At 69.7% G+C, this 21,307-nt stretch carries 23 protein-coding genes and 1 pseudogene; 7 read left to right on the forward strand and 17 right to left on the reverse strand.

Annotation, left to right across the window (positions count from 1 at the left end; genetic code table 11):
* Positions 1-4: 4 nt before the first annotated feature.
* Positions 5-823 carry a phytanoyl-CoA dioxygenase family protein gene (locus tag BKA15_RS12015; RefSeq protein WP_179751045.1) on the reverse strand — a complete coding sequence of 273 codons (819 nt, stop codon included), beginning with the start codon at positions 821-823 and terminating at the stop codon, positions 5-7.
* A gap of 91 nt (positions 824-914) precedes the next feature.
* Between BKA15_RS12015 and BKA15_RS12020 the strand changes: the two genes are divergently transcribed.
* The gene (locus tag BKA15_RS12020) at positions 915-1,748 is read left to right on the forward strand and encodes a helix-turn-helix domain-containing protein (protein ID WP_179751047.1); all 834 of its coding nucleotides are present in this window, start codon (positions 915-917) and stop codon (positions 1,746-1,748) included.
* Between the two features lie 4 nt (positions 1,749-1,752).
* On the opposite strand, the gene BKA15_RS12025 is transcribed toward BKA15_RS12020, so the two are convergent.
* From BKA15_RS12025 to BKA15_RS12035, 3 genes are all read right to left on the reverse strand, one after another.
* Positions 1,753-3,864: an outer membrane protein assembly factor BamB family protein gene (locus tag BKA15_RS12025; protein WP_179751049.1), complete on the reverse strand. Its 2,112-nt coding sequence runs from the start codon at positions 3,862-3,864 to the stop codon at positions 1,753-1,755.
* A gap of 135 nt (positions 3,865-3,999) precedes the next feature.
* Positions 4,000-4,653 carry a Type 1 glutamine amidotransferase-like domain-containing protein gene (locus BKA15_RS12030; RefSeq protein ID WP_179751051.1) on the reverse strand — a complete coding sequence of 218 codons (654 nt, stop codon included), beginning with the start codon at positions 4,651-4,653 and terminating at the stop codon, positions 4,000-4,002.
* The gene (locus BKA15_RS12035; protein ID WP_179751053.1) at positions 4,650-5,567 is read right to left on the reverse strand and encodes a LysR family transcriptional regulator; all 918 of its coding nucleotides are present in this window, start codon (positions 5,565-5,567) and stop codon (positions 4,650-4,652) included. Before BKA15_RS12035 ends, BKA15_RS12030 begins: the two co-directional genes overlap by 4 nt.
* A 61-nt stretch (positions 5,568-5,628) precedes the next feature.
* Here BKA15_RS12035 and BKA15_RS12040 point away from each other — a divergent pair, with 61 nt between their 5' ends.
* Entirely contained in the window at positions 5,629-6,486 is an 858-nt protein-coding gene (locus BKA15_RS12040) for an oxidoreductase (protein WP_179751055.1), read from the forward strand.
* A 61-nt stretch (positions 6,487-6,547) separates the two neighbouring features.
* On the opposite strand, the gene rplQ is transcribed toward BKA15_RS12040, so the two are convergent.
* The 7 genes from rplQ to infA all read right to left on the reverse strand — a co-directional run bounded on the left by rplQ (position 6,548) and on the right by infA (position 10,591).
* Positions 6,548-7,288, reverse strand: coding sequence for a 50S ribosomal protein L17, sunset domain variant (rplQ, locus tag BKA15_RS37250; protein WP_179751057.1), 741 nt, complete (start codon positions 7,286-7,288; stop codon positions 6,548-6,550).
* A 32-nt stretch (positions 7,289-7,320) separates the two neighbouring features.
* The gene (locus BKA15_RS12050; protein ID WP_179751059.1) at positions 7,321-8,346 is read right to left on the reverse strand and encodes a DNA-directed RNA polymerase subunit alpha; all 1,026 of its coding nucleotides are present in this window, start codon (positions 8,344-8,346) and stop codon (positions 7,321-7,323) included.
* Between the two features lie 145 nt (positions 8,347-8,491).
* Positions 8,492-9,097: a 30S ribosomal protein S4 gene (gene rpsD, locus BKA15_RS12055; protein WP_179751066.1), complete on the reverse strand. Its 606-nt coding sequence runs from the start codon at positions 9,095-9,097 to the stop codon at positions 8,492-8,494.
* Between the two features lie 21 nt (positions 9,098-9,118).
* On the reverse strand, positions 9,119-9,520 hold the full coding sequence (rpsK, locus tag BKA15_RS12060; RefSeq protein WP_179751068.1) for a 30S ribosomal protein S11: 402 nt from the start codon (positions 9,518-9,520) through the stop codon (positions 9,119-9,121).
* A 44-nt stretch (positions 9,521-9,564) separates the two neighbouring features.
* The gene (gene rpsM, locus BKA15_RS12065; protein ID WP_179751070.1) at positions 9,565-9,939 is read right to left on the reverse strand and encodes a 30S ribosomal protein S13; all 375 of its coding nucleotides are present in this window, start codon (positions 9,937-9,939) and stop codon (positions 9,565-9,567) included.
* A 224-nt stretch (positions 9,940-10,163) separates the two neighbouring features.
* Complete coding sequence (gene rpmJ, locus BKA15_RS12070) at positions 10,164-10,277, reverse strand: 50S ribosomal protein L36 (protein WP_020575560.1); 114 nt, start codon at positions 10,275-10,277, stop codon at positions 10,164-10,166.
* A gap of 92 nt (positions 10,278-10,369) precedes the next feature.
* Positions 10,370-10,591, reverse strand: a complete 222-nt coding sequence (gene infA, locus BKA15_RS12075; RefSeq protein WP_152361856.1) for a translation initiation factor IF-1 — start codon at positions 10,589-10,591, stop codon at positions 10,370-10,372.
* 131 nt (positions 10,592-10,722) lie between these two features.
* Between infA and BKA15_RS12080 the strand changes: the two genes are divergently transcribed.
* Positions 10,723-11,817, forward strand: a complete 1,095-nt coding sequence (locus tag BKA15_RS12080) for a carboxylate-amine ligase (protein WP_179751072.1) — start codon at positions 10,723-10,725, stop codon at positions 11,815-11,817.
* A gap of 666 nt (positions 11,818-12,483) precedes the next feature.
* On the opposite strand, the gene BKA15_RS12085 is transcribed toward BKA15_RS12080, so the two are convergent.
* Positions 12,484-13,587, reverse strand: a complete 1,104-nt coding sequence (locus BKA15_RS12085) for an RNA polymerase sigma factor (protein ID WP_246322327.1) — start codon at positions 13,585-13,587, stop codon at positions 12,484-12,486.
* 139 nt (positions 13,588-13,726) lie between these two features.
* A complete protein-coding gene (locus tag BKA15_RS12090) occupies positions 13,727-14,077 on the reverse strand; it encodes a YciI family protein (RefSeq protein ID WP_179751074.1) in 351 nt (116 codons plus the stop codon).
* A 137-nt stretch (positions 14,078-14,214) separates the two neighbouring features.
* Here BKA15_RS12090 and BKA15_RS12095 point away from each other — a divergent pair, with 137 nt between their 5' ends.
* Positions 14,215-15,075: a sugar phosphate isomerase/epimerase family protein gene (locus BKA15_RS12095; RefSeq protein ID WP_179751076.1), complete on the forward strand. Its 861-nt coding sequence runs from the start codon at positions 14,215-14,217 to the stop codon at positions 15,073-15,075.
* Between the two features lie 96 nt (positions 15,076-15,171).
* Here BKA15_RS12095 and BKA15_RS12100 read toward each other — a convergent pair whose 3' ends face one another.
* On the reverse strand, positions 15,172-16,155 hold the full coding sequence (locus BKA15_RS12100) for an ArsR/SmtB family transcription factor (protein WP_179751078.1): 984 nt from the start codon (positions 16,153-16,155) through the stop codon (positions 15,172-15,174).
* Positions 16,156-16,265: 110 nt separating this feature from the next.
* Here BKA15_RS12100 and BKA15_RS37255 point away from each other — a divergent pair.
* Together BKA15_RS37255 and BKA15_RS12110 are read left to right on the forward strand one after the other, a co-directional pair.
* Positions 16,266-16,685: pseudogene (locus tag BKA15_RS37255) on the forward strand (MFS transporter); the annotation flags it as partial.
* Between the two features lie 25 nt (positions 16,686-16,710).
* Complete coding sequence (locus BKA15_RS12110) at positions 16,711-17,373, forward strand: MFS transporter (protein ID WP_179751080.1); 663 nt, start codon at positions 16,711-16,713, stop codon at positions 17,371-17,373.
* On the opposite strand, the gene BKA15_RS12115 is transcribed toward BKA15_RS12110, so the two are convergent.
* Together BKA15_RS12115 and BKA15_RS12120 are read right to left on the reverse strand one after the other, a co-directional pair.
* Complete coding sequence (locus BKA15_RS12115; protein ID WP_179751081.1) at positions 17,331-18,215, reverse strand: GTP-binding protein LepA; 885 nt, start codon at positions 18,213-18,215, stop codon at positions 17,331-17,333. The genes BKA15_RS12110 and BKA15_RS12115 overlap by 43 nt on opposite strands.
* Before the next feature lie 64 nt (positions 18,216-18,279).
* Complete coding sequence (locus tag BKA15_RS12120) at positions 18,280-18,651, reverse strand: DUF1707 SHOCT-like domain-containing protein (RefSeq protein WP_179751083.1); 372 nt, start codon at positions 18,649-18,651, stop codon at positions 18,280-18,282.
* Between the two features lie 53 nt (positions 18,652-18,704).
* Here BKA15_RS12120 and BKA15_RS12125 point away from each other — a divergent pair, with 53 nt between their 5' ends.
* Entirely contained in the window at positions 18,705-19,757 is a 1,053-nt protein-coding gene (locus tag BKA15_RS12125) for a LacI family DNA-binding transcriptional regulator (protein ID WP_179751085.1), read from the forward strand.
* On the opposite strand, the gene BKA15_RS12130 is transcribed toward BKA15_RS12125, so the two are convergent.
* Complete coding sequence (locus tag BKA15_RS12130) at positions 19,758-21,239, reverse strand: MFS transporter (protein ID WP_179751087.1); 1,482 nt, start codon at positions 21,237-21,239, stop codon at positions 19,758-19,760.
* Positions 21,240-21,307 lie beyond the last annotated feature (68 nt).

Raw genomic sequence — 21,307 nt, forward strand, 5'->3', positions numbered from 1 at the left:
CAGCCTACGGCACGGGATAGAGCACCGGATTGAGTTCGGTGTCGAACCGGTCGCCCGGCTGCCGGCCCGGCGCGCACGCCTTCAGGTCGGCCCGCTGCGCGTCGTTGGTCGGCTCGCCGATGATCATGTCGCCGTCGATGTAGATGATCGTCATCACCCGGCGCGGCACGGTGGACGTGTTCGGGCCGGCCCGGTGGAACGTCCAGCCGAGGTGGTAGCTGACGTCACCGAGCGCGAACGGGCTGTCGTCGACCGGATAGCCCTGGCGCAGCATGTAGTCGGCGACCCTGGCCTCCGACTCGTCACTGATCGGGAGGTCCCGGCCCATCCCGAACCGGTGGCTGCCGACCGCGAAGGTGAGCGGGCCGAGCTCGGCAGGCGTGTCCTGCAAGGGAATCCAGACGGTGATCGCCCGGTCGGTGGACAGCGGCCAGTAGTACTGGTCGGCGTGCCAGGGCGTGATCCCGCCGCTCGGCTCCTTGTACAGCGCCTGATCATGGTAGAGCCGCACCGACCGGACGCCGAGCAGGTCGGCGGCCAGCCGAGCCAGATCGGGCGAACGGACGAAGCGGTCGACCACCGGGCTCTGCTTCCACAGATGGCCGACCTGGAGGAACGCCTTGCTGTACGTGTCGCGCTCCTCCATCGGCAGGTGCTGCGTGTTCAGCTCGATCACCTTCTCGGTGATCACCTCGCCGAACGGCGCCAGTTGATCGGGATCGAGCACGCCACGCAGCTTGATGCAGCCCTGCCGTTCGAAGGCCAGGCGTTCGGCGTCGGTGAGTCGGTAGGAGCTGGTGACGGTTTCGGTGATCGTCGTCATGTCCCTCAGCGTGCCTGCGCGGCTCGCGGCTGACCAGTACCCGGATTGCCCGATCCTGATACCCCGTTACCCGATTGCGTACGATCTCGGCATGCGCCAGCCGCTGTACGAGCGGACCGTGCCGGGGCCCGGCCAGTCCTGGCGGTGGTTCGAGGCCACCGGCCTGTACACGTACCTCTGGCACAACCATGCCGAACTCGAGTTGATCTTGATCACCGACGGCACCGGATCGATCTTCGTCGGCGACCGGGTGCTGCCGTACGGCGCCGGCGACCTGTTCCTGCTCGGCCCGCAACTGCCGCACGCCTATGTCTCGGAGACGCCGAGCCGGTCACTGGTCTGCCAGTTCCCGGAGACCCTGATCGGGCCGGAGTTGCGGCACCGGCCCGAGTTCACCAGCCTGCGCCGCCTGCTCGGCGAGTCGGTCACCGGGCTGCGCTTTGCCCGGTGCGGGGAGCAGGACTGGCTCGGGCTGTCCGCGCCGAGTCCCGGCCGCCGGACGATCAACCTGCTCGGCCTACTGGTTGACCTCGCCGACCGGGCGGATCGGCAGCGGGTGGCCAGCTCCCGCTACCTCCCGGACCGTTCCGTCCGGTCCCGCGACCGGCTGGACCGGATCGTCGGCCACCTGACCGATCACCTTGCCGAGCCGATCACCCTGGCCGAGATCGCCGAGGTCGCCGCCCTGACTCCGACGGCGACCAGCCGCTTCTTCCGCCGGCAGACCGGGATGACGATCACCGCCTACCTGAACCGAGCCCGGATCGCCAACGCCTGCCACCTCCTGGCCGAGTCGGACACTCCGATCGCCACCGTGGCGCGGCTCAGCGGCTTCGCCAACCTGGCCCACTTCAACCGCGAGTTCCGCCGCGGCCTCGGCCAGACCCCGAGCAGCTTCCGTACCGCCGCGCGGCGGATCTCCTAGTCGCTCAGTACCACTTCACCTCGAGCAGGAGGCCGTTCTGTACGTAGAACTTGCTCGCGCCGGGCGAGGTGTCGGCGAAGCTGCAGCGGTAGTTCGGACCAAGATCATTCAGGGTGTCCGGGTCGATCCGGCGGGTCGTCCCGCTGGTGGTGTGGATCGCTCCGTCGCCGGGATCGAAGTTCATGTTGACGGCCCGCGGCTGGAAACCGGAGATGGTCGGCCACGGATAGTCGAAGTACTTCTTGGAGCGGAGCAGCCTGCCGTCGGTGGGGTCGATCTCGAAGACGGTCCCGTAGGACTGGCCGAACAGGCGGCCCTGGCCGTCGAAGGTCAGGCCGGAGACGCCGTCCTCGTCGGCCAGCGGCGTCGAGGTCCACCTCACCTCACCCGACGCGGCGTCCAGCGCGAACACCTGGCCGCGGTGCTTCGAGCCGTCGGCCGGGTTGCAGCAGCCGAGCGACCCGCCGTAGACGATGCCGTCCCGGTAGGTCAGCGCCGAGATCTGGTTCGCGCCGCTGACCAGGCCGGAGTTCCAGGTCCGCCGCTCCCCCGTCTCCGGGTCATACAAGGTGACGGCTCCGTTGAGCTGGGTGTTCTTCGGCGAGGTGCCGACGGCGACGTACTTGCCGGCGCTGACGACGGTCCACGGCCGCTCCTGGCCCTCGGCCTTCAGGTCGAACAGCTTCTTCGGGTTGGTGCCGTCGGCGAACGGCTGCGCCGGGTCGTACTCCCAGAGTTCGGCGTTGGCGTAGATGCCGAGGTAGAGCTTGCCGTTGTGGGTGCCCATGCCCTCGATCTGGTGCGGGAACTTGTACTCGGTCCACGTCGTCGTCGCCGGGTCGTACGCGACGAAGCCGCCCTGGAAGTAGCCTCCGCCGTAGATCCGGCCGTCCGGGCCCTTGGCCAGCGAGCGCGGCGCCGTCGGCGTGCCGACCAGGCCGTCGATCTGGGTCAGGATGCCGGCCCTGGTCACCGTGTCGTAGCGCCAGAGGTCACCGGTGGCCCCGCCGCCGACGATCGTCTCGTGGCCGGTGACCGGATCGGGGAACCGACCCAGGCCCTTGCCCGCACCCAGGCCGCCCTTGTCCGCCTGCTCGTCGCCGCCCTTGAAGCCGGTGCCGGTCAGCCGGCCGGTACGGGGATCGAAGAGCTTCAACTCGGCCGAGTCGATCAGGTAGACCCGGCCACGCGCATCGGCGGAGGTGATCGTCTGGCCCAGGTAGCCAGGGATCTCGTGCACCCACTTGAGGGTCCGCAGGTTCAGCACCCAGCCGGTCGAAGCGGTCGTGCCGCCGGCGAACATGACGTAGAGGAAACCGGCCTCGTCCTCCATCTGGTACGCGTACTTGTCGGTCGGCATCCCCTTCGGCAGCGGGATCTCGACCCGCTTCCCGGAGACCGGATCGACCTGCCAGAGCCCGGCGCTCTGGCCGAGGCCGGCATAGATCTTGCCCTCGGCGTACTCGACGGAGCGGACGTATCCGTACGTCCCGCCGAAGTCGCCGTAGTCGCGATAGGTCCGGGTCTCGGCGTTCCAGGCGATCAACCGGCCCCCGGGCAGCGGCGGCGGAGCGAAGCCCTCGGTGGTGCCGATGTAGAAGTTGCCCTTGTCGTCGACGTCGCCTTCCCAGGTGAAGCTGGCGTACTTCGTCGGCCGGCCGAGGTCCTCGATCTCGGTCGCACCCCAGGGCAGCCGGTAGACGTGCCCGTAGCCGTACGTCGAGGCGAAGACCGTGCCGTGCCGATCGACCGAGACGCCCCAGGCGCCCTGCGCACCCTTGTCGGCCGGGACCTCGGCCGGGTCCGAGTTCGGTACGTGGAGCGTGATCATCCGCAGCACCTTCGCGGAGAACGTGTCGATCTCCGCGAGATAGGCCGGCGCCCCGCTGAACACCCGGTACGTCCGCACCGACCCGTCCGGCATCCGCGCTGTCTCGCCGCTCGCCGAGCTCGTCGAGTAGAGCGGGATCTGCCCGCGATTCCACCACTGCGGCGTGGTCGGGACGACCTCCGCGGCGGCGACCGGCGGCCTGGCCAGACCGGCCGCGACCATGATCAACAACACCGCACCGACGACCCAGCGACCCATTTCGCCCGCCCCCTCGAATTGCGGCATCAATTTCGGACATCCGAACGGGCGTTAACACCCTGCCGCTAATTCTGTGAAATCTAAGGACCTGGGCATTCCACGTCAAGGGTTCGGGGCCTGGCCACCGAGAGTGATTTCTCGCCGCGACTGACCGGCGGAAATTCACTGCGCATCGCGGTCAACGCCCGGAAGGTGGACGAGCGGGATCGAACCGAGTCCCGTGATCTCGCCGGTCTCCGCAACCCGCACCATGGCACCGTCGGGAATGCCGACCATCGACCGGCCCGGATAGGCCCGCAGCCAGGCGCGATGATCGAACTGGCCGAAGTGCGGCGCGACGAGCGTCCCGGGCAGCCAGCCCCAGGTCCGCAGCGGCCGCCCGAAGTCGATCATGCCGATTCCCACCACGGCCGCACCGGCGCTGCAGCCGGCGACGACGGCACCGCCGCGATGGACCCGCTGCAGGGCGGCGAGCGCCGGAGTCCCGCTGAGCGTCGTGACCAGCCGAGTCGGCGATCCGCCGCTGATCAAGATCAACTCCGCCTCCGCCAACCGTTCCAGCACGGCCGGGTCGAAGGCGTCCGCCCGCGACCCCAGGCCCGAGTCGACCAGCAGGACCGGGAACCCCGGCTGGGTGGTGAAATGCGCGGCCAGAGTTTCAAGATCATGATCACTCGGCTCGTCCTGAGCGGTCCGCAGCGCGACGGCCCGAATCGGGTCGTCGGCACGGCCGGCCCGCGGCACCGCGGCCAGGATCGCGGCCTCGTGCGGAGCCGGAGACGTGCTGTAGAGGAAGAGCCTGCCGGAGCTCGTCATTCCTTCCTCACATCCGCCGGACCGACGCCGGCCCCGGTCGCCTCGATCAGGGTCCGCAGCAGGGGGCGTCGGTCCCCGCGCCGCCAGGCGAGGACGAGTTCCGACGGCGGCACCCCGGTGACGGGCCGGACCGCGATGTCGTCGCCGCGGAACAGGGGCACGTTGCCGGCGGCGACCAGGCAGACGCCGAGTCCCGCGCCCAGGGCCTCCCGGGTCTCGTCGGTCGAGGCGATCTCGGCACCGATCACCGGCGGCCGGCCGCCGCGGCTCTCGGTGGCGAGCCAGAAGTCGCGGTTCACGCCGGCCGCCGCAGGCAGGGCGAGGAAGGGCTCGTCGAGCAGGCTCTCGAACGGGATCGCCTCTGCGCCTGCCAGCCGGTGGCCGGCCGGGAGCAGCACCAGGCGTTGCTCGGTGGCGACGGTGATCCAGTCGTACCGCTCCGGCTCGGCCAGCGGCAGCCAGACGAACGCCGCGTCGCAGCCCTCCTCCGCCGGGCCGGTCAGCCCGCCGGTCGTGTCGGCCCAGCCGATCTGGCGCAGCTGCAGGGTCGCCGTCGGCGCCGCGTCGGCGAACCGGGCCCGGATCGCCGGGAGCAGGCCGCGGCCCAGTCCGGTACTGATGCCGACCACCAGCGTCGCCGCGGTCTCGGCGGCCGTCGCGGCCAGCTCGGCCTCCGCATCGGCCCAGGCCGCCAGCACGTTCCGGATCTGCGGCAGCAGCGCCGTTCCGGCCGCCGTCAGCCGTACCGTCCGGCGATCGCGCTCGAACAGCCGGACCCGCAGTTGTCCTTCCAGGGCACGGATCTGCTTGGACAGGGCCGGCTGGCTGACGTACAGGGCCTCGGCCGCCCGGCCGAAGTGCAGGTGCTCGGCGACCGCGACGAAAGAGCGCAACTCACGCAGATGCACGTCCATGCCTGATGGTTATCACAGCAGGTCTTGGACGCCGGCTTCGCGGTACGGAACCGTGGACACCATGAACAACACCACCCAGCGGGTCTGGCTGATCACCGGCGCCACCAGCGGCTTCGGTCGCGCTCTGACCGAGGCCGCGATCGCCGCCGGCGACATCGTGATCGGCGCAGCTCGCAGCCCCGAGCGGCTCGACGATCTGGTCGCCGCCCACCAAGATCAACTCGAGGCGGTCGAGCTCGACGTGACCGACGCCCCAGCGATCAGCCGGCTGGTCGAGGACCTGGTCCGGCGCTACGGCCGGATCGACGTCCTGGTCAACAACGCCGGCCGGACTCAGGTCGGCGCGGTCGAGGAGACCACCGACGCCGAGCTGCGCGACCTGTTCGAATTGCACTTCTTCGGCCCGGCGGCACTGACCCGGGCCGTGCTGCCGCATTTCCGGGAGCGGCGGAGCGGGGCGATCGTCATGCTCAGCAGCATGGGCGGGCAACTGTCGTTCGCCGGCTTCTCGGCCTACAGTTCGACGAAGTTCGCCGTCGAGGGGTTCGCCGAGGCGCTCGCCGACGAAGTGTCGCCGTACGGGATCAAGGTGCTGGTGGTCGAGCCGGGCGCCTTCCGTACCGGATTGTTCGGCAAGGGTGCGGCGGTGTTCAGCGAGCCGCTGGCCGCCTACGACGCGTCGGTCGGCGAGACCCGGCGGATGGTGCAGGCGGGCGACGGGACCCAGGCCGGCGACCCGGCCAAGGCCGCCGCCGCGATCCTGACCGCCCTGGCGGCCGAGTCGACCCCGCTCCGGCTGCCGCTCGGCGGGGACGCCGTCGACGCGATCCGCGGTCACCTCGATCGGGTCGGCGCCGAACTGGACCAGTGGGAGGCGGTGGCCCGGGACACCGCGTTCGCGGCCGAACCGGCCAGTTGAACAACGGAAACGGCGCCCCTCCCCTGGTGGGGACGGGCGCCGTTCCGGTGCTTGCTGAAGCTCAGCCGGCCTTGGTGAAGCCGGCGGCCTGGGCCGCCTCTTCGCTGTCGAACCAGACCTCGGCCTCGGTCTGGTCGTACCACTGCGAGGCCTCGGTGTGGTACTTCATCGAGTCCTCGTTGCCCTTGATCGTGAAGCCCGCCGGCGGCTCGGTGCCCCGGTACGTGCCCTCCGACGTGGACCCTTCCGCGGCCAGTTCGGCGTTCGTCGGCTCCGCGGTGTCCTCCGCGGTGTCGGCGGCCAGCTCGGCGTTGGTCGGCTCCGAGGTGTCCTCGGCCTCGGTCTCCGTGGCCTCCGGCTCCTTGGGCTCCTCGGCCTTGGCGGCGGGCTTCGCATCGGCCTTCTTCGCGGTGACCTTGCCGTTCGCGGCCTTGGACTCCTCGACCGACTCGGTGACCAGCTCGATCACGGCCATCGGGGCGTTGTCGCCCTTGCGCGGCCCGACCTTGGTGATCCGGGTGTAGCCGCCGTCGCGCTCGGCGAACGTCGGCGCGATGTCGGCGAACAGGGTGTGCACGACGCCCTTGTCCCGGATCGTCGAGAGCACCAGCCGGCGCGCGTGCAGGTCGCCGCGCTTGGCCTTGGTGATCAACTTTTCGGCGAGCGGCTGGACCCGCTTCGCCTTCGCCTCCGTGGTCACGATCCGGCCGTGCTCGAACAGCTGGGTGGCCAGGTTGGACAGGATCAGGCGCTCGTGGGCCGGGCTGCCGCCGAGCCGGTTGCCCTTGGTGGGTGTTGGCATGGTTTCAGTTCTTCCTCGTCATGACTCTCGACTCAGTACTGCTCGGTCTCGCTGAAGTCGACCTCGTCCTCGGACTCTTCGTCGTCGTAGTTCCGGCCCACCGTCAGCGGATCGAAGCCCGGCGAGCTGTCCTTCAGGGACAGGCCCATCTCGTGCAGCTTCAGCTTGACCTCGTCGATCGACTTGGAGCCGAAGTTCCGGATGTCCAGCAGGTCCTGCTCGCTGCGGGACACCAGCTCGCTCACCGTGTGGATGCCTTCCCGCTTCAGGCAGTTGTACGAACGCACGGTGAGGTTCAGGTCCTCCACCGGGAGCGCCAGGTCGGCGGCCAGCTGCTCGTCGATCGGCGACGGGCCGATCTCGATGCCCTCGGCCTCCAGGTTCAGCTCACGGGCCAGGCCGAACAGCTCGACCAGGGTGCGGCCGGCCGAGGCCACCGCGTCCCGCGGGCGGATCGCCGTCTTGGTCTCGACGTCCAGGATCAGCCGGTCGAAGTCGGTCCGCTGCTCGACCCGGGTGGCCTCGACCTTGTAGGTGACCTTGAGCACCGGCGAGTAGATCGAGTCGACCGGGATCCGGCCGATCTCGGCGTCGGCGGTCTTGTTCTGCACCGCGGAGACGTAGCCGCGGCCACGCTCGACGACCAGCTCCATCTCCAGCCGGCCGTTCTCGGCCAGCGTGGCGAGGTGCAGGTCGGGGTTGTGCACCTCGACGCCCGCCGGCGGGGCGATGTCGGCCGCGGTGACCGCGCCCGGGCCCGCCTTGCGCAGGTACATGGTGACCGGCTCGTCCTCCTCGGAGGAGACGACCAGGCCCTTGAGGTTCAGGATGATCTCGGTGACGTCCTCGACGACGCCCTCGAGCGTGTCGAACTCGTGCTGGTTACCGTCGATCTTGATGCTGGTGACGGCCGCCCCCGGAATCGAGGACAGCAGCGTGCGCCGCAGCGAATTGCCGAGCGTGTAACCGAATCCGGGCTCCAGCGGCTCGATGACGAACCGGGAACGGTAGTCGGAGACGGTCTCCTCCGACAGCGTCGGGCGCTGTGCGATCAACATGGTGGTTCATTCCTTCCCCGTACCGACCGCTATTTGACGGTACGGAAACCGCCGGCGCATCCAACGCCGGCGGATCCTGCGGATCGTTCCCTGAGCTTGTCGAAGGGTCAAGACCCAAGATCAACAAGCCCAGAGAACGTACAACTCACTTGGAGTAGAGCTCGACGATCAGCTGTTCCTGAACGTCGATCACGATCTGCTCGCGGGTGGGCAGCTGGTGGATCAGGATGCGCATCTTGTTCGGCAGCGCGTCCATCCAGCCGGGCACGTCCCGCTCGCCGTGGGTCTCGCGAGCGATCACCAGCGGCAGCAGCTCACGCGACTTCTCCTTGACGTCGATCACGTCGTGCGGGCTGACCCGGTACGACGGGATGTTCACCTTCTGGCCGTTGACCAGGAAGTGGCCGTGCACCACCAGCTGGCGGGCCTGCCGCCGGGTCCGGGCGAAGCCGGCCCGGTACACGACGTTGTCCAGCCGCGACTCGAGGATCTGCAGCAGCAGGTCGCCGGTCTTGCCGGACTGCCGGCTGGACTCCTCGAAGTAGCGGGCGAACTGCTTCTCCAGCACGCCGTACGCGAACCGCGCCTTCTGCTTCTCCCGCAGCTGCAGCGCGTACTCGGTGTCCTTGGTGCGGCCGCGGCCGTGCACGCCGGGCGGGTAGGGGCGGCGCTCGAACGCCTTGTCGCCGCCGACCAGGTCAACACCCAGCCGTCGCGACTTCTTGGTCATGGGACCGGTATAGCGAGCCATGATTCAGTCGTCCTTTCTGGGTCAGACCCGGCGCCGCTTGGGCGGGCGGCAGCCGTTGTGCGGAACTGGGGTCACGTCGGCGATGGCGCCGACCTCGAGGCCGACCGCGCCGAGCGAACGGATCGCGGTTTCACGGCCCGAACCCGGGCCCTTGACGAAGACGTCGACCCGCTTCATGCCGTGCTCCATCGCGCGCCGGCCGGCAGCCTCAGCGGCCATCTGCGCGGCGTACGGGGTGGACTTGCGGGAGCCCTTGAAACCGACCGTCCCGGCCGAGGCCCACGCGATCACCGCGCCGGTCGGGTCCGTGATCGAGATGACGGTGTTGTTGAAGGTGCTCTTGATGTGAGCGTGGCCCGCGACCACGTTCTTCTTCTCTTTGCGCCGGACCTTCTTGGCGGCGCCGCGTCCTGCGATTGCCATGTGTGTGGTTCTCCTGGAGGTTTCTCACCAAGCACGCGGACGCGTTACTTGGCCTTCTTCTTTCCGGCGACGGGCTTCCGGGCGCCCTTACGGCCCCGGGCGTTGGTACGGGTGCGCTGACCACGTACCGGCAGGCCGCTGCGGTGACGACGGCCCTGGTACGAGCCGATCTCCACCTTGCGCCGAATGTCCGCCGAAACCTCCCGGCGAAGATCACCCTCGGTCTGGTAGTTCGCTTCGATCCAGTCCCGCAGCGCGACCAGCTGGTCGTCGTTGAGTTGATGTACCCGAAGATCACCACTGATCTTCGTGGCCTCCAGGGTCTCGGCGGCGCGCGTCTTGCCGACGCCGAAGATGTAGGTCAGTGCGACCTCGAGCCGCTTGTCACGCGGCAGGTCGACACCAATCAGGCGTGCCATCAGGCGGTCTACCTCTCGGTTTCGATCCGGATCCCGTTTCCAGCGGAGATCGTCCGGACCGCGAAGGTGTCTGGCGTGACGCGTCCCCGACGAGCTGCCGGAATCCCGGCTGCCGCGGGGCCTCGGCCTTCGTCCGAGGGTGGTCTCGGGGAGTTCAGGCTCCCTGAGTTGCGGTCACACTTTTTCTGTTCAGTTGGTGCTGCGGGGACGTGCGAGTCCCGAGCTCAGCCCTGACGCTGCTTGTGTCGGGGGTTCTCGCAAATCACCATCACGCGACCGTGCCGGCGAATCACCTTGCACTTGTCGCAGATCTTCTTGACGCTCGGCTGAACCTTCATCGAGCTGCTTTCTTGATCAGCCCATGGCAGGCCACAGGCATGTGGTGGATGGTTTGCGGGGTTTCCCGGGGCGCGAACCCCAGGAAGATCGACTACTTGTGCCGGTAAACGATGCGACCCCGGTTCAGGTCGTACGCGGAGAGTTCGACGACGACGCGGTCGGTCGGAAGGATACGGATGTAGTTCTGCCGCATCTTGCCGCTGATCGTGGCCAACACCTTGTGTCCATTGGACAACTCCACGCGAAACATCGCGTTGGGCAGGGCCTCGACCACTGTGCCTTCCAGCTCGAGCGCGCCTTCCTTCTTCGCCATAAACTCTCTAACGATCGCCTGACAGGGAACAACGAACCACCGGCAAAGGTGGCCGACCCGAAACTTTACGCCAGTTCGCGCGAGGACCCAAATCACGGTACGGGTCAGGGTTCGCCTGCCAGACTGAGGGCGTGCGTACGGTCGGCGTCGAAGAGGAGTTGCTGCTCGTCGATCCGGGATCGGGAGCACCCGTCGCGGTCGCCGGGAGCGTACTCGCGCACGCCGCCTCCCGGTCCGCGGACGACCCGGAGGGCGAGATCGAGGCCGAGCTGCAACAACAGCAGATCGAGGTCGAGACCACCCCGACGACGTCGCTGGCCGACCTCGGCAGCCAGGTCCGGGACTGGCGGCGGCGCGCCGACGAGCTGGGCCGGGGCTCGGGTGCGCGGGCCGTCGCGCTGGCCACCTCGCCGCTGCCGGTCGACCCGCGCACCACCGTCAAGGCCCGCTACCAGGCGATGATCGCGCAGTTCGGCCTGACCACGCTGGAGCAGCTGACCTGCGGCTGCCACGTGCACGTCGGGGTCGAGTCCGACGACGAGGGCGCCGCCGTGATCAACCGGATCCAGCCGTGGCTGCCGTCCCTGCTCGCGCTGTCGGCCAACTCTCCGTACTGGGACGGCCGGGACAGCGGGTACGCCAGCTACCGGTCGCAGGCCGGGATGAGATTCCCGACCACCGGCCCGACCCGCGCGTTCTCCTCCGGCGCGGACTACCGCGACTATGTTGACGACCTGGTCGCCACCGGGGTCCCGCTCGACGGCGACATGATCTATTTCTACGCACGGCTGTCCCGGCACTACCCGACCGTGGAGGTCCGGATCGCCGACATCTGCGCCCGTACCGTCGACACGGTGATGATCGCCGGCCTGGTCCGGGCCCTGGTCGACACCGCGGCCGCGGCCTGGCGCGCGGGCGAACCGGCGCCGGCGACCGATCCTGAGCCGCTCCGGCTGGCGACCTGGCGGGCCGGCCGGTCCGGCCTCGCCGGCGACCTGATCGACCCGGCCGGCGGCCGGCCCCAACCGGCGGCCCAGGTGATCGACGCACTGCTCGAGCACGTCGACGCGGCGCTCGGGGCGAACGGCGATCGGGACACCGTCCACGCCGAGGTAGAGCGGGTCCGGACCGAGGGCAACGGCGCCGACCGGCAGCGCGCCGTGCTCGACCGCACCGGCGACCTCGCCGACGTGGTCCGGACCGCGGCCGAGGTCACCCAGAACTGAGCTTCCTCATTCGAGTGGTGAGAAATCGACTCGAATTTCGTCGAACCACGTCGTTTTCTCGCCACTCGATTGAGCAGCGCGATCCGCCAGGGATGCCGTAGTCCTGACCGGAGCCTGGCGCACACCCGACCGCGGGAGCCCACCTCCGCCCCCGGTCCCGAACGCCTTCCCAGACCCCGCAATCCCCAGCGCCCCTCCTGGACCGCACCGGCGACCTGACCGCGGTCGTCCGGACAGCCGCCGAGGTCACCCAGGCCTGAGCCGTTCGGCCAGCCTCGTGTCGCGAACAACTCTGCTGTGAGCATCGCGGCCCGATCCCGGTTTCGGTCAGAGCGAGGGACACTCGCGACAGCACGCCGCCAGCACGCGCCCGGGTCCTTGCCCCCACCGCGACCGAGGTAGCCGAGCCTGTCGCGATACCTCTTGAACTCGAGGGGTCCAGGCCTCTGAAGCGCTTATCAGTCCAGGTGAAGACGAATCACGACAGGGATCCGGTCGCCGACCCGAGCCGGCCGGCCAGTTCACCCATCCGGCCGCCCCACCCCCGTCCCGCTCCCCGCCCGTCCCGGCCCACGACACGTCGACTCCATTCCCTCGCCGACCGGTCACAACCGCCGCGACACGCCGCCAGAACGCCTGCTTTTGTGCCCGGTCGGCGGAGGTGGGTCAGAGGGCGGCGAGGCGGGACTCGAGGAAGGCTCGTTCGGGGTCGCTGGGGCCGAGGCGGAGTGCCTCGGTGTACGCGGCGCGGGCCTCGTCGGCCCGGCCCAGCCGGCGCAGCAGGTCGGCCCGGGCGGCGGGCAGATAGTGGTAGCGGGACAGTTCCGGCTCGGCGGCCAGTTCCTCGATCAGTTCCAGGGCCGCGGCGGGCCCGGCCGTATGGGACAGCGCGACCGCCCGGTTCAGCGCGACGATCGGGCTGGGCCAGCGCCGGTGCAGCCGGTCGTAGCCGGCCACCACGGCCGCCCAGTCCGTCTGCTCGGCCGACGGGGCCGAGGCGTGCGCGCCGGCGATCGCGGCCTGCAGGACGTACCGGCCGGGATCCTGCGCCGCGGGCAGCGCGGCGATCCGGTCCAGCAGCGCGAGCCCCTCGGTGATCTTGGTCCGGTCCCAGCGCCGCCGGTCCTGGTCCGGCAGCAGCACGATCCGGCCGTGCTCGTCGAGCCGGGCGTCGCGGCGGGCGTCGGTGAGCAGCATCAGGGCCAGCAGCCCGGCGACCTCGGCCTCGTCCGGCAGCAGGGCGACCAGTACCCGGCCCAGGTCGATCGCGGAATCGATCAGTTCCGGTCGGAGCGCCGCCGTCCCGCCCGTCGGCGCGTAACCCTCGTTGAAGATCAGATACAGCACGGTCAGCACGCCGGTCAGGCGTTCCGGCAGTTCGCCGTCGGCCGGCACCCGGTAGGCGATCGACGCGGCCGTGATCTTCTTCTTGGCCCGGGTCAGCCGGGCCGCCATCGTCGCCTCCGGCACCAGGAACGCGTTCGCGATCTCGGCCGTGGTCAGCCCGCCGACCATCCGCAGCGTCAGCGCCACCCGGGCCGGCATCGCGAGCGCGGGATGGCAGCAGGTGAAGATCAGCCGCAGTCGGTCGTCGTAGTCGAGCAGGCCGGCCGGCCGGCGTACCTTCTGTTCGTCGGCGACGGCGAGCAGCGGTAACTTGCGCCGCAGGTTCTGGTCCCGCCGGATCGTGTCGATCAGCTTCCGCCGCGCGGTCGCGACCAGCCAGCGGACCGGCTGCTCCGGCACCCCGTCCGCCGGCCAGGTCTCCAATGCGCGCAGGTAGGCGTCCGCGGCGGCCTGTTCGGCTAGGCCGAGGTCGCCCGCCGCCGACCGGGCGACCGCCGCGACGACGGTCGACCAGCCGGCCCGGTGCGCCTCGGCGACGGCCGCGCCGACGACGTCCTCGTGGTCAGTCAGTCGGCATCACCGGCCGTACTTCGACATTGGGTTCCGGGCACAGCTTGGCCAGGCTCAGCGCATGATCGAGATCGCGCGCGTCGATCAGGTAGTAGCCGCCGAGTTCTTCCTTGGTCTCGGCGAACGGCCCGTCGGTGATCAACTGCTCCCCGCCGTCGCGGTTCCGGACCGTCGTCGCCGTGCTCCCCAGCTCGAGCGCCTCGCTGGAGATGATCTTGGCCCCGGAGGCCAGGATCTGTTCGGTGAACTGGCCGTGCAGCGCCATCGCCGCCTCGATCTCGGACTGGTCCTTGTCCTCCCAGCCGGTCGGGTCTCCGTACAACAGCAACATGTAACTCGGCATCTCGCGCCGCTCCCTTCGTCGATGAACCCACTTTCGCCCCTGGGACGAACGGGTGTCGACGGAATCGACATCCGGCGCGCGGCAAAATCCTGGCAACCGCTTCCCAAGTCTTTGCCAAGCCGCATAGGTTCGGATCCATGGTGAAGATCGGCGTCCAAGCGATGATGCTCAAACAGCACGCGGCCGACCACGGTGCGTATCAGATCTGGAAGCGGCTAGCCGAGTCCGGTTTCTCCTCGGTCGAGGTGTCCCAGATCGCACTGACTCCCGAGACCCGGGACGAGATCGTCCGCGCCAACAGCGAGTTCGGGATGGGCGTCGCCGCGATCTCCGGTGGGATCGGGCCGACCGGCGGCGGCGGCAACGACTCGCTGGTCGAGTCGTTCGACAAGATCGTCGCCGACTGCAAGGCCCTGGGTACGGAACGGGTGCGGATCGGCATGATGCCACTGCCGGCGTTCGCCTCCGAGCAGACCCTGGTCGAGGCCGCGCACACCATGGACGACTTCGCCGGCCGGCTGGCCGACGAGGGGATCCGGCTCAGCTATCACAACCACCATTACGAATTCGCCCGGATCGGCGAGCGGCACATCCTCGATCTGATCCGGGCCGAGGCGCCGCGGCTGCTGTTCGAGATCGACGTGCACTGGGTGCACCGGGGCGGCATGGACCCGGTCCGGGTGATCAACAACTACGCCGGCGTCGCCGACCTGATCCACCTCAAGGACTACCGGATCGGCCTGCCGCCCGCCGAGGCGATCGAGGGCCTGGCCTCGGGCAACCGGGAAGCCTGGACGGAATACGCCAACAACATCGTCCAGTTCGCCGAGGTCGGCTCCGGCAACCTCGACTTCCCCGGCATCATCGAGGCCGCCAAGGCCGCCGGTGCCGCTCACCTGCTGATCGAGCAAGATCAACAGTACGGCCGCGACATCTTCGACTGCCTGGCCGACTCCCGCGCCCACCTGGTCAAGATCGGCTACGAGTCCCTGCTCTGACCGGTGTCGCGAAAGCTCCACGGTTCGAGCGCTGCCCGGCTCTGAAGCGCTTGATCACCTCAACCGAGGCGGAATAACGACAGCACCCGGCCGAGCTCAGGGCTCGGCGCTCGCCACCAGGGCGTCACCGATCGGCGTCCGGCGATAGTGCACGCTGCGGCCGACCCTGGTCCGGTCGACCAGGCCGGCGTCGCGCAGCGTGGCCAGATGATCACCGACGGCGCCGGTGGCCAGTCCGAGGGTGCGGGCGAGCTGGCTGGTCGACGACGGCTCGGCGAGCGCCGCCAGAATGGCCGCCCGGCTGCGGCCGATCAGCCGGCCCAGTGACCCCGGGACCGCCTCGGCGGGTTCCGACCAGAGCACCCGGATGCCGCGCGCCGGATAGATGATCGTCTTCGGCCAGCCCGGCCCGATGTGAGCCGCCGCACTCGGCCAGACGAACACCGACGGAACCAGCAGCACGCCGTCGCCCGCCCCGTCGACGACCTGGTCGACGGCGAAGGCGGCGAGTTCGGCTCCGTCATCGACCCAGGTCAGTCCGGGATGCAGGTCTCGGGTCGCCGTTCGCCAGCCGGCCCGGGTGATCTGGTCCGCCCGATGGAAGACGTCACGCTCGCAGACCGCGCGGAGAGCGGGCCAGTCCGCCGCCAGCAGCCGATCCCAGGCGATCTCGAGGGTCGCGGCGATCCGGCCGCTGAGCCCGTCGTCGGCCAGCAGGCGTTCGGCGTCCAGCGGCAGCGCGCGGCCGGTGACGCGGCGCACCTCCTGCCGGATCTGATCAGGATCCATGGCCCGGATCGTCGCAAGATCATCTTCGACACCTTGATCAAGTCCGCGCCGGGGCGCCGGCGCCAGCGCCGACGGTCCGCTGCCGGCGGTCTGCAGGGAGAGAATCGCGTCGAGATCGGTGTCGCGGCGGAGGTCCCGGAAGGCCGGCACCAGCCGCTCCGCCCAGCCGCGCGGCAGACCGCTCCGCCGGCCCGCCGCGAGCTTGCGGAGCAGCGAGTTCAGCTCGAACAGCGGAGCGATCGCGAACCGCGCGCCGGCGAGGTCTGTCGACCCGAGGCGCAGACGGAGCATGTGCCGACATTACGCCCGTACACGAAAGCATGGCGAAGCTGCGGCTCTCGACCGAGGCTCGTCCGGTGAACGCACGATGGACCCTCCTGCTGCGCAATCGCGGCTTCGGGATGCTCTGGACCGGCCGCACGGTCTCCTGGCTCGGCAACGCGATCGCCCCCATCGCCCTCGCGTTCGCCGTGCTCGATCTCGGTGGTTCGGCGGCCACGCTCGGCCTGGTGGTCGGCGCCCGGTCGATCACCCATGCCGTGCTGGTCCTGATCGGCGGTGCACTCGCCGACCGAGCGGCTCGGAATCGGATCCTGGTCGGGTCGGCGTTCATTGCTGCAGCCAGCCAAGGGGCGACCGCAGGTCTGGTGGCCGGCGGATCCGCGCCGATACCGGCACTGATGCTGCTCGGCGTGATCAACGGCGCGGCGGCGGCCCTGGCCGGCCCGGCCGGCGCCGTGCTGACGAAGCAGCTCGTCGCCGACGGCCAGCTCCGGGACGCGAACGCGGTCAGCCAACTGGGCATGCAGGTCGCGCTGCTGACGGGAACCGCGGCCGGCGGTGTACTTGTCGCGACCGCCGGTCCGGCCGTCGGACTGGCTGCTCGGCGATCTCCGGGACGGATTCGGCTATGTGGTCGGGACCCGCTGGCTGCTCGCCTGTACGATGATCAACTTCGTCACGATGGCCGGATTCGCCGGCGGGCTCCAGGTGCTCGCGCCGCTGGTCGCAGACCGGACGTTCGGCCGGACCGGCTACGGCCTGCTGGGCACCGCCCAGTTGGTCGGCGCCCTGGCCGGCACCGGGCTGGCTGTGTTGATCAAGGACCGGATCCCGCTCCGACTCGCGATCGCCTGGTCGGCGTCGCTGGTCCTGCCGCTGCTGGTGCTCGGCGCCGGCGCGGTCGGTCTGATCACCGGAACGGCGCTGCTGGTCGCGGCCGCGTTCGCGATGCTCGCGGCCGGGGTGCTGATGAGCCTGTCGGGCACGTTCCGCGGGCTGGCGGTGCAGCGCGGAGTGCCGGACGACCGGTTGGGCCGAGTGTCCTCGTACCTCACCGTCGCGTCGGTCGGCGGCATCCCGGTCGGAGAACTCGCCGTCGGTCCGCTGGCGGCCGGGCTGGGGCTCGGCGGCGCCTACCCGGTGCTCGCGGCGGTCGTCCTGCTGTGCGTGCTGGTCGCGGTGGTTCAGGCGGGCGCGGGGGCGGTCAGGCCGCCGCGCTCGAGGTAGAGCTCGACGCTCTCCTTGAGGGCCTTCAGGATGTACGGCGGGAAGTCCATCCCCTGCCGGTGGGCCCAGAGCAGGCGCTGCTCGACCCGGCCGACCTCGCGGGCGTACCCGGCAAGATCATCATCCAGGCCGAGGTCGACGACGACGCCGCCCATGTCCGCCTTGTAGCGGTCCATCGCGTTGGTGCCGACCAGGTTGTACGACTTCTCACGCAGCACCCGGGTCAGGAACATTTGCCAAGGCTTCAGCTCGTTGTTCTGCACCATTTTCTCGGCCGACATCCGGTAGAACGCGAAGTGGCCCGGTTCCTGCTGCTTGATCGGGGTGATGATCGTTTCGGCGATGGCGTCCTCGCCGAGCTCCCGCATGCCCGAGTTGATCTGGTTGTACGCCAGCACGGCCTGCCGCTCGGTGCTCGCACCGGTCAGGAAGTAGAGCAGCTTCGCCACTTCCTGGATCGGCTTCAGGTTGGCCAGCGCGCCGAGGATCTTGATCTTGAACGAGACGTCCAGGTGCGGCTCCGCCGGCTGCCGGCCGAGGTCCTGCTGCAGCCGGTCGAGAATCAAGCCGTGCTGGATTTCCTGCGGTTGCCAGACATCTGCGTAGAAGGTCCGGTTGGTGTCGTCGACGTCCGGCAGCAGCACCAGCAGCTCCAGGACGTTGCGGTCGACCTCGAGCTCGACCCGGGCCAGGTAGTCGATCACGTGGCCGTACTTGGACGTCACGAGGTCGGGCCGCTTCACGGTCCGGTCGACCGAATCGAGGGAGATCGGTGGGTAGAGCTCGCCCAGTCGCTGAACGTGTTCAGCGATCTTCTGCTGGGTGACTTTCTGGCGAGGCACGGTTGGAGTCTAACTCTCAGAAATTAGGGCAACCAAAGTCCGGTCTGTGTCCTCGGACACACGCTCAGACGGCGATGATCAGGACCAGCAGGATCGCGATCAGGGCCACGACGCCGATCACCGCACCGACCGCGATCACGGCGACCCGGTTGCCGGACCGCGCCTCGGTCAATTCGCCCGGCCGGCCCGTCCCGGTGTCGACGATCGCCGGGCTGTCGTACGTCTGCAGCGGCGGGAGCCCCTCGACGACCGGGACCAGTTCGCCCAGCCTCTGGGCCGCGAACAGCCGGTCCAGCCGGGACTGGTACTCCTCCTGGCTCAGCGCACCGTCGGTGAACGCCGCGTTGAGCCGGCGGCTCAGTCGGTCCCGTTCGTCGTCGGAGACCGGCTCGGCCGGTTTGCTCCGGTACGGAGACGAGATGGGGAGTTCGCTCACCCGGCCAGCCTACTCGCGCCGGGTCCCGTGCAACTGAGGCTTAGACTCCGTCCATGCGGAAGGGGCCCGGGACGAACGGGCAGGGGGTTGCGGGAAGCTCCCGGCCGCGTCCGACATTGCGCGACGTCGCCTTACGGGCGGGCGTCTCGGCCAAGACCGTCTCCAACGTGATCAACCGGACCGCGCCGGTCAGCGAGGAGACCCGGCTGCGGGTGGACCGGGCGCTGGTCGAGCTCGATTACGTACCGAATCTCTCCGCCCGCGGCCTGCGGAACGGCCGCAGCGACCTGATCGCGGTCGCGCTGCCCGACCTGGCGTCGGCGTACTCGGCCGAGATCGCGCACCACTTCATCACCCTGGCCGGCGAGGACGGCCTCGGGGTCCAGCTCGAGGAGACGTACGGCAAGGCGGACCGGGAGATCCAGTTGCTGTCCCGGGCCAAGGCGCATCTCGTCGACGGGCTGATCCTGAACCCGGTCCGGCTGGAGACCTCGGCCGTGCAGCGCGGCATCGTGCTGCCGCCGGTGGTCCTGATCGGCGAGGTGCACCAGCCGATCGCCGACCACGTCTGGATCGACAACGTCGGGGCCAGCCGCGACATCGTCGCGCTGTTGATCAACGAGGGCCACCGGCGGATCGCAGCCGTCGGCGCCACCAAGGCGGAGAGCGCCCGACAGCGACTGCAGGGGTTCCGGGAGGCGCACGCGGCGGCCGGGCTGTCGGTCCGGCCGGAACTGGAGATCCCCTGCGTCAACTGGGACGGTGGCGGCGGCTATCGGGCCGTCGCCGGGTTCCTCGCCGAGCACGAGCCGCCGGACGCGATCTTCTGCATGACCGACGCGATGGCGATCGGCGCGATCAGCGCCCTGGCCGCCGCCGGGCTGCGGGTGCCGGACGACGTCTCGATCGCCGGGTACGACAACGTGTGGGAGGCCCGCTTCGCGCACCCGCCGCTGACCACGGTCGACTTCGACAAGCGCCGGCTGGCCCGGCTGGCGCTGGAGCTCCTGTCGGCCCGGATCGACGACACCGCGCGCCCGATCCAGAGCGTCACGGTGCCGTACTCGATCGTGCGCCGGGACAGCATCCGGTCCCGGCGCTCATGATCAAGGTTCCGGTACGACCTCGACGGCGGGTTCGGCCGGAGTCCGTACCGGACGGGTCATGATCATCGAGACGATCGTGATCACCAGGCTCAACCCGACGAAGACCGCCCCGGCGGTGAACGCCCGGTCCATCCCCATGATCAACTCGGGCACCGGCACGGCCGCGCCGGATCCGGAACTGATCCCGGAGATCGCGATCAGGCCGGCCAGTCCGAGCGCCACCCCGCCGGCCTGCTGTGCGGTCTGCATCAGGCCCGCCGCCGCGCCCGAGTCGCCGACCGGCACGCCGGCCAGGATCCGTGCCGAGAACGGCATGAAGGACAGCCCGCCGCCGACGCCGAGCAAGATCATCGGCAGCAGGATCCAGGGCCAGTAGCCGGTGTCGGTGCCCAGCCGGCTGAAGCTCAGATGGCCGATGATCAACAGCACCGCCCCGGCGATCGAGACCGCGGCCGGGCCGAAGCGGTTGACCAGCCGCGGGGTCAGCCGGGACATCCCGAAGATACCCAGGGTGAGCGGCAGGAAGGCCAGCCCGGAGGCGAACGCCCCGTACCCGTGCGCGACCTGGAGGTATTGCACCAGGAAGAAGAAGGCCGCCATCTGCGGACCGACGATGAGCATGAAGCTGATCAAGGCGGTGACCCGCTGCGGGTTCTTCAACAGCCGGAAGGCGAACAGCGGGTGACTGGCCCGGCGTTCGATCAGGCCGAGCGAGGCCAGACCGAGGACGGCGAGCGCGAACGCCGTGATCACCCGCAGCGAGAGGCCCTCCTCGGGCAGCCAGACGAAGCCGGCCACCAGGGCGATCATGCCGACGCTGGCCGCCAGCGCGCCCGGCACGTCGAACGGCTCCCGCCGCCGTTGCGTGGTCGGCAGCAGCCGCAGCCCGAGAACGAGCGCCGCGACGCCGATCGGGACGTTGATCAGGAACGACCAGCGCCAGGATGCCCAGGAGGTGAGCAGTCCGCCGAGCAGCAGACCGACCGAGCCGCCGCCGGAACTGACCGCGGTGAACAGGCCGAGTGCCCGGTTGCGGGCCGGGCCCTCCGGCTGGGACCGGGTGAGCAGGGCCAGCGCGGCCGGGGCAGCGACCGCGGCACCGATCCCCTGCACGGCCCGGGCGCCGATCAGCCAGGCGCCGGACAGCGCGGCCCCGCCGAGGATCGAACCGGCGATGAAGATCACCAGGCCGGCGACGAACGTACGGCGGTAACCGAGCACGTCGCCGAGCCGGCCGCCGAGCAGCAGCAGGCCGCCGAACGCCAGCGTGTACGCGTTCAGGACCCAGGACAGGTCGGCGGCGGTGAAGCCGAACGTGGTGTGGATGATCGGCAGCGCGACGTTGACGATGGTGGCGTCCAGCACCAGCATCAGCTGGACGGTGAGGATGACGGCGAGGGTGAGGCCGGGCCGCGGCCGGCCCGGGGTGCCCGGCGCCGAGCCGGGTGGCGTCGGCGGAGCCGAGGTGGAGACAGAAGACATGAGTACCTTGCCCGTTGAGATGGCTGAACCGCGGTCGGCGGCGACCGCTGAGAGAGGACTACACTGAT

The sequence above is a fragment of the Microlunatus parietis genome, assembly GCF_013407955.1.
In the GTDB taxonomy this organism is placed as follows: Bacteria; Actinomycetota; Actinomycetes; order Propionibacteriales; family Propionibacteriaceae; genus Microlunatus; species Microlunatus parietis.

Bases quoted from the DNA above. Each gene is read 5' to 3' on its own strand.
- BKA15_RS12025 (WP_179751049.1), bottom strand. From the start codon at position 3,864: ATGCCGCAATTCGAGGGGGCGGGCGAAATGGGTCGCTGGGTCGTCGGT.
- infA (WP_152361856.1), bottom strand. From the start codon at position 10,591: ATGGCGAAGAAGGAAGGCGCGCTCGAGCTGGAAGGCACAGTGGTCGAG.
- rpsK (WP_179751068.1), bottom strand. From the start codon at position 9,520: ATGGCAATCGCAGGACGCGGCGCCGCCAAGAAGGTCCGGCGCAAAGAG.
- rpsM (WP_179751070.1), bottom strand. From the start codon at position 9,939: ATGGCACGCCTGATTGGTGTCGACCTGCCGCGTGACAAGCGGCTCGAG.
- BKA15_RS12125 (WP_179751085.1), top strand. From the start codon at position 18,705: ATGCGGAAGGGGCCCGGGACGAACGGGCAGGGGGTTGCGGGAAGCTCC.
- BKA15_RS12100 (WP_179751078.1), bottom strand. From the start codon at position 16,155: ATGCTCCGTCTGCGCCTCGGGTCGACAGACCTCGCCGGCGCGCGGTTC.
- BKA15_RS12030 (WP_179751051.1), bottom strand. From the start codon at position 4,653: ATGACGAGCTCCGGCAGGCTCTTCCTCTACAGCACGTCTCCGGCTCCG.
- rplQ (WP_179751057.1), bottom strand. From the start codon at position 7,288: ATGCCAACACCCACCAAGGGCAACCGGCTCGGCGGCAGCCCGGCCCAC.
- BKA15_RS12130 (WP_179751087.1), bottom strand. From the start codon at position 21,239: ATGTCTTCTGTCTCCACCTCGGCTCCGCCGACGCCACCCGGCTCGGCG.
- rpmJ (WP_020575560.1), bottom strand. From the start codon at position 10,277: ATGAAGGTTCAGCCGAGCGTCAAGAAGATCTGCGACAAGTGCAAGGTG.
- BKA15_RS12095 (WP_179751076.1), top strand. From the start codon at position 14,215: ATGGTGAAGATCGGCGTCCAAGCGATGATGCTCAAACAGCACGCGGCC.
- BKA15_RS12090 (WP_179751074.1), bottom strand. From the start codon at position 14,077: ATGCCGAGTTACATGTTGCTGTTGTACGGAGACCCGACCGGCTGGGAG.
- BKA15_RS12020 (WP_179751047.1), top strand. From the start codon at position 915: ATGCGCCAGCCGCTGTACGAGCGGACCGTGCCGGGGCCCGGCCAGTCC.
- BKA15_RS12040 (WP_179751055.1), top strand. From the start codon at position 5,629: ATGAACAACACCACCCAGCGGGTCTGGCTGATCACCGGCGCCACCAGC.
- rpsD (WP_179751066.1), bottom strand. From the start codon at position 9,097: ATGGCTCGCTATACCGGTCCCATGACCAAGAAGTCGCGACGGCTGGGT.
- BKA15_RS12035 (WP_179751053.1), bottom strand. From the start codon at position 5,567: ATGGACGTGCATCTGCGTGAGTTGCGCTCTTTCGTCGCGGTCGCCGAG.
- BKA15_RS12050 (WP_179751059.1), bottom strand. From the start codon at position 8,346: ATGTTGATCGCACAGCGCCCGACGCTGTCGGAGGAGACCGTCTCCGAC.
- BKA15_RS12015 (WP_179751045.1), bottom strand. From the start codon at position 823: ATGACGACGATCACCGAAACCGTCACCAGCTCCTACCGACTCACCGAC.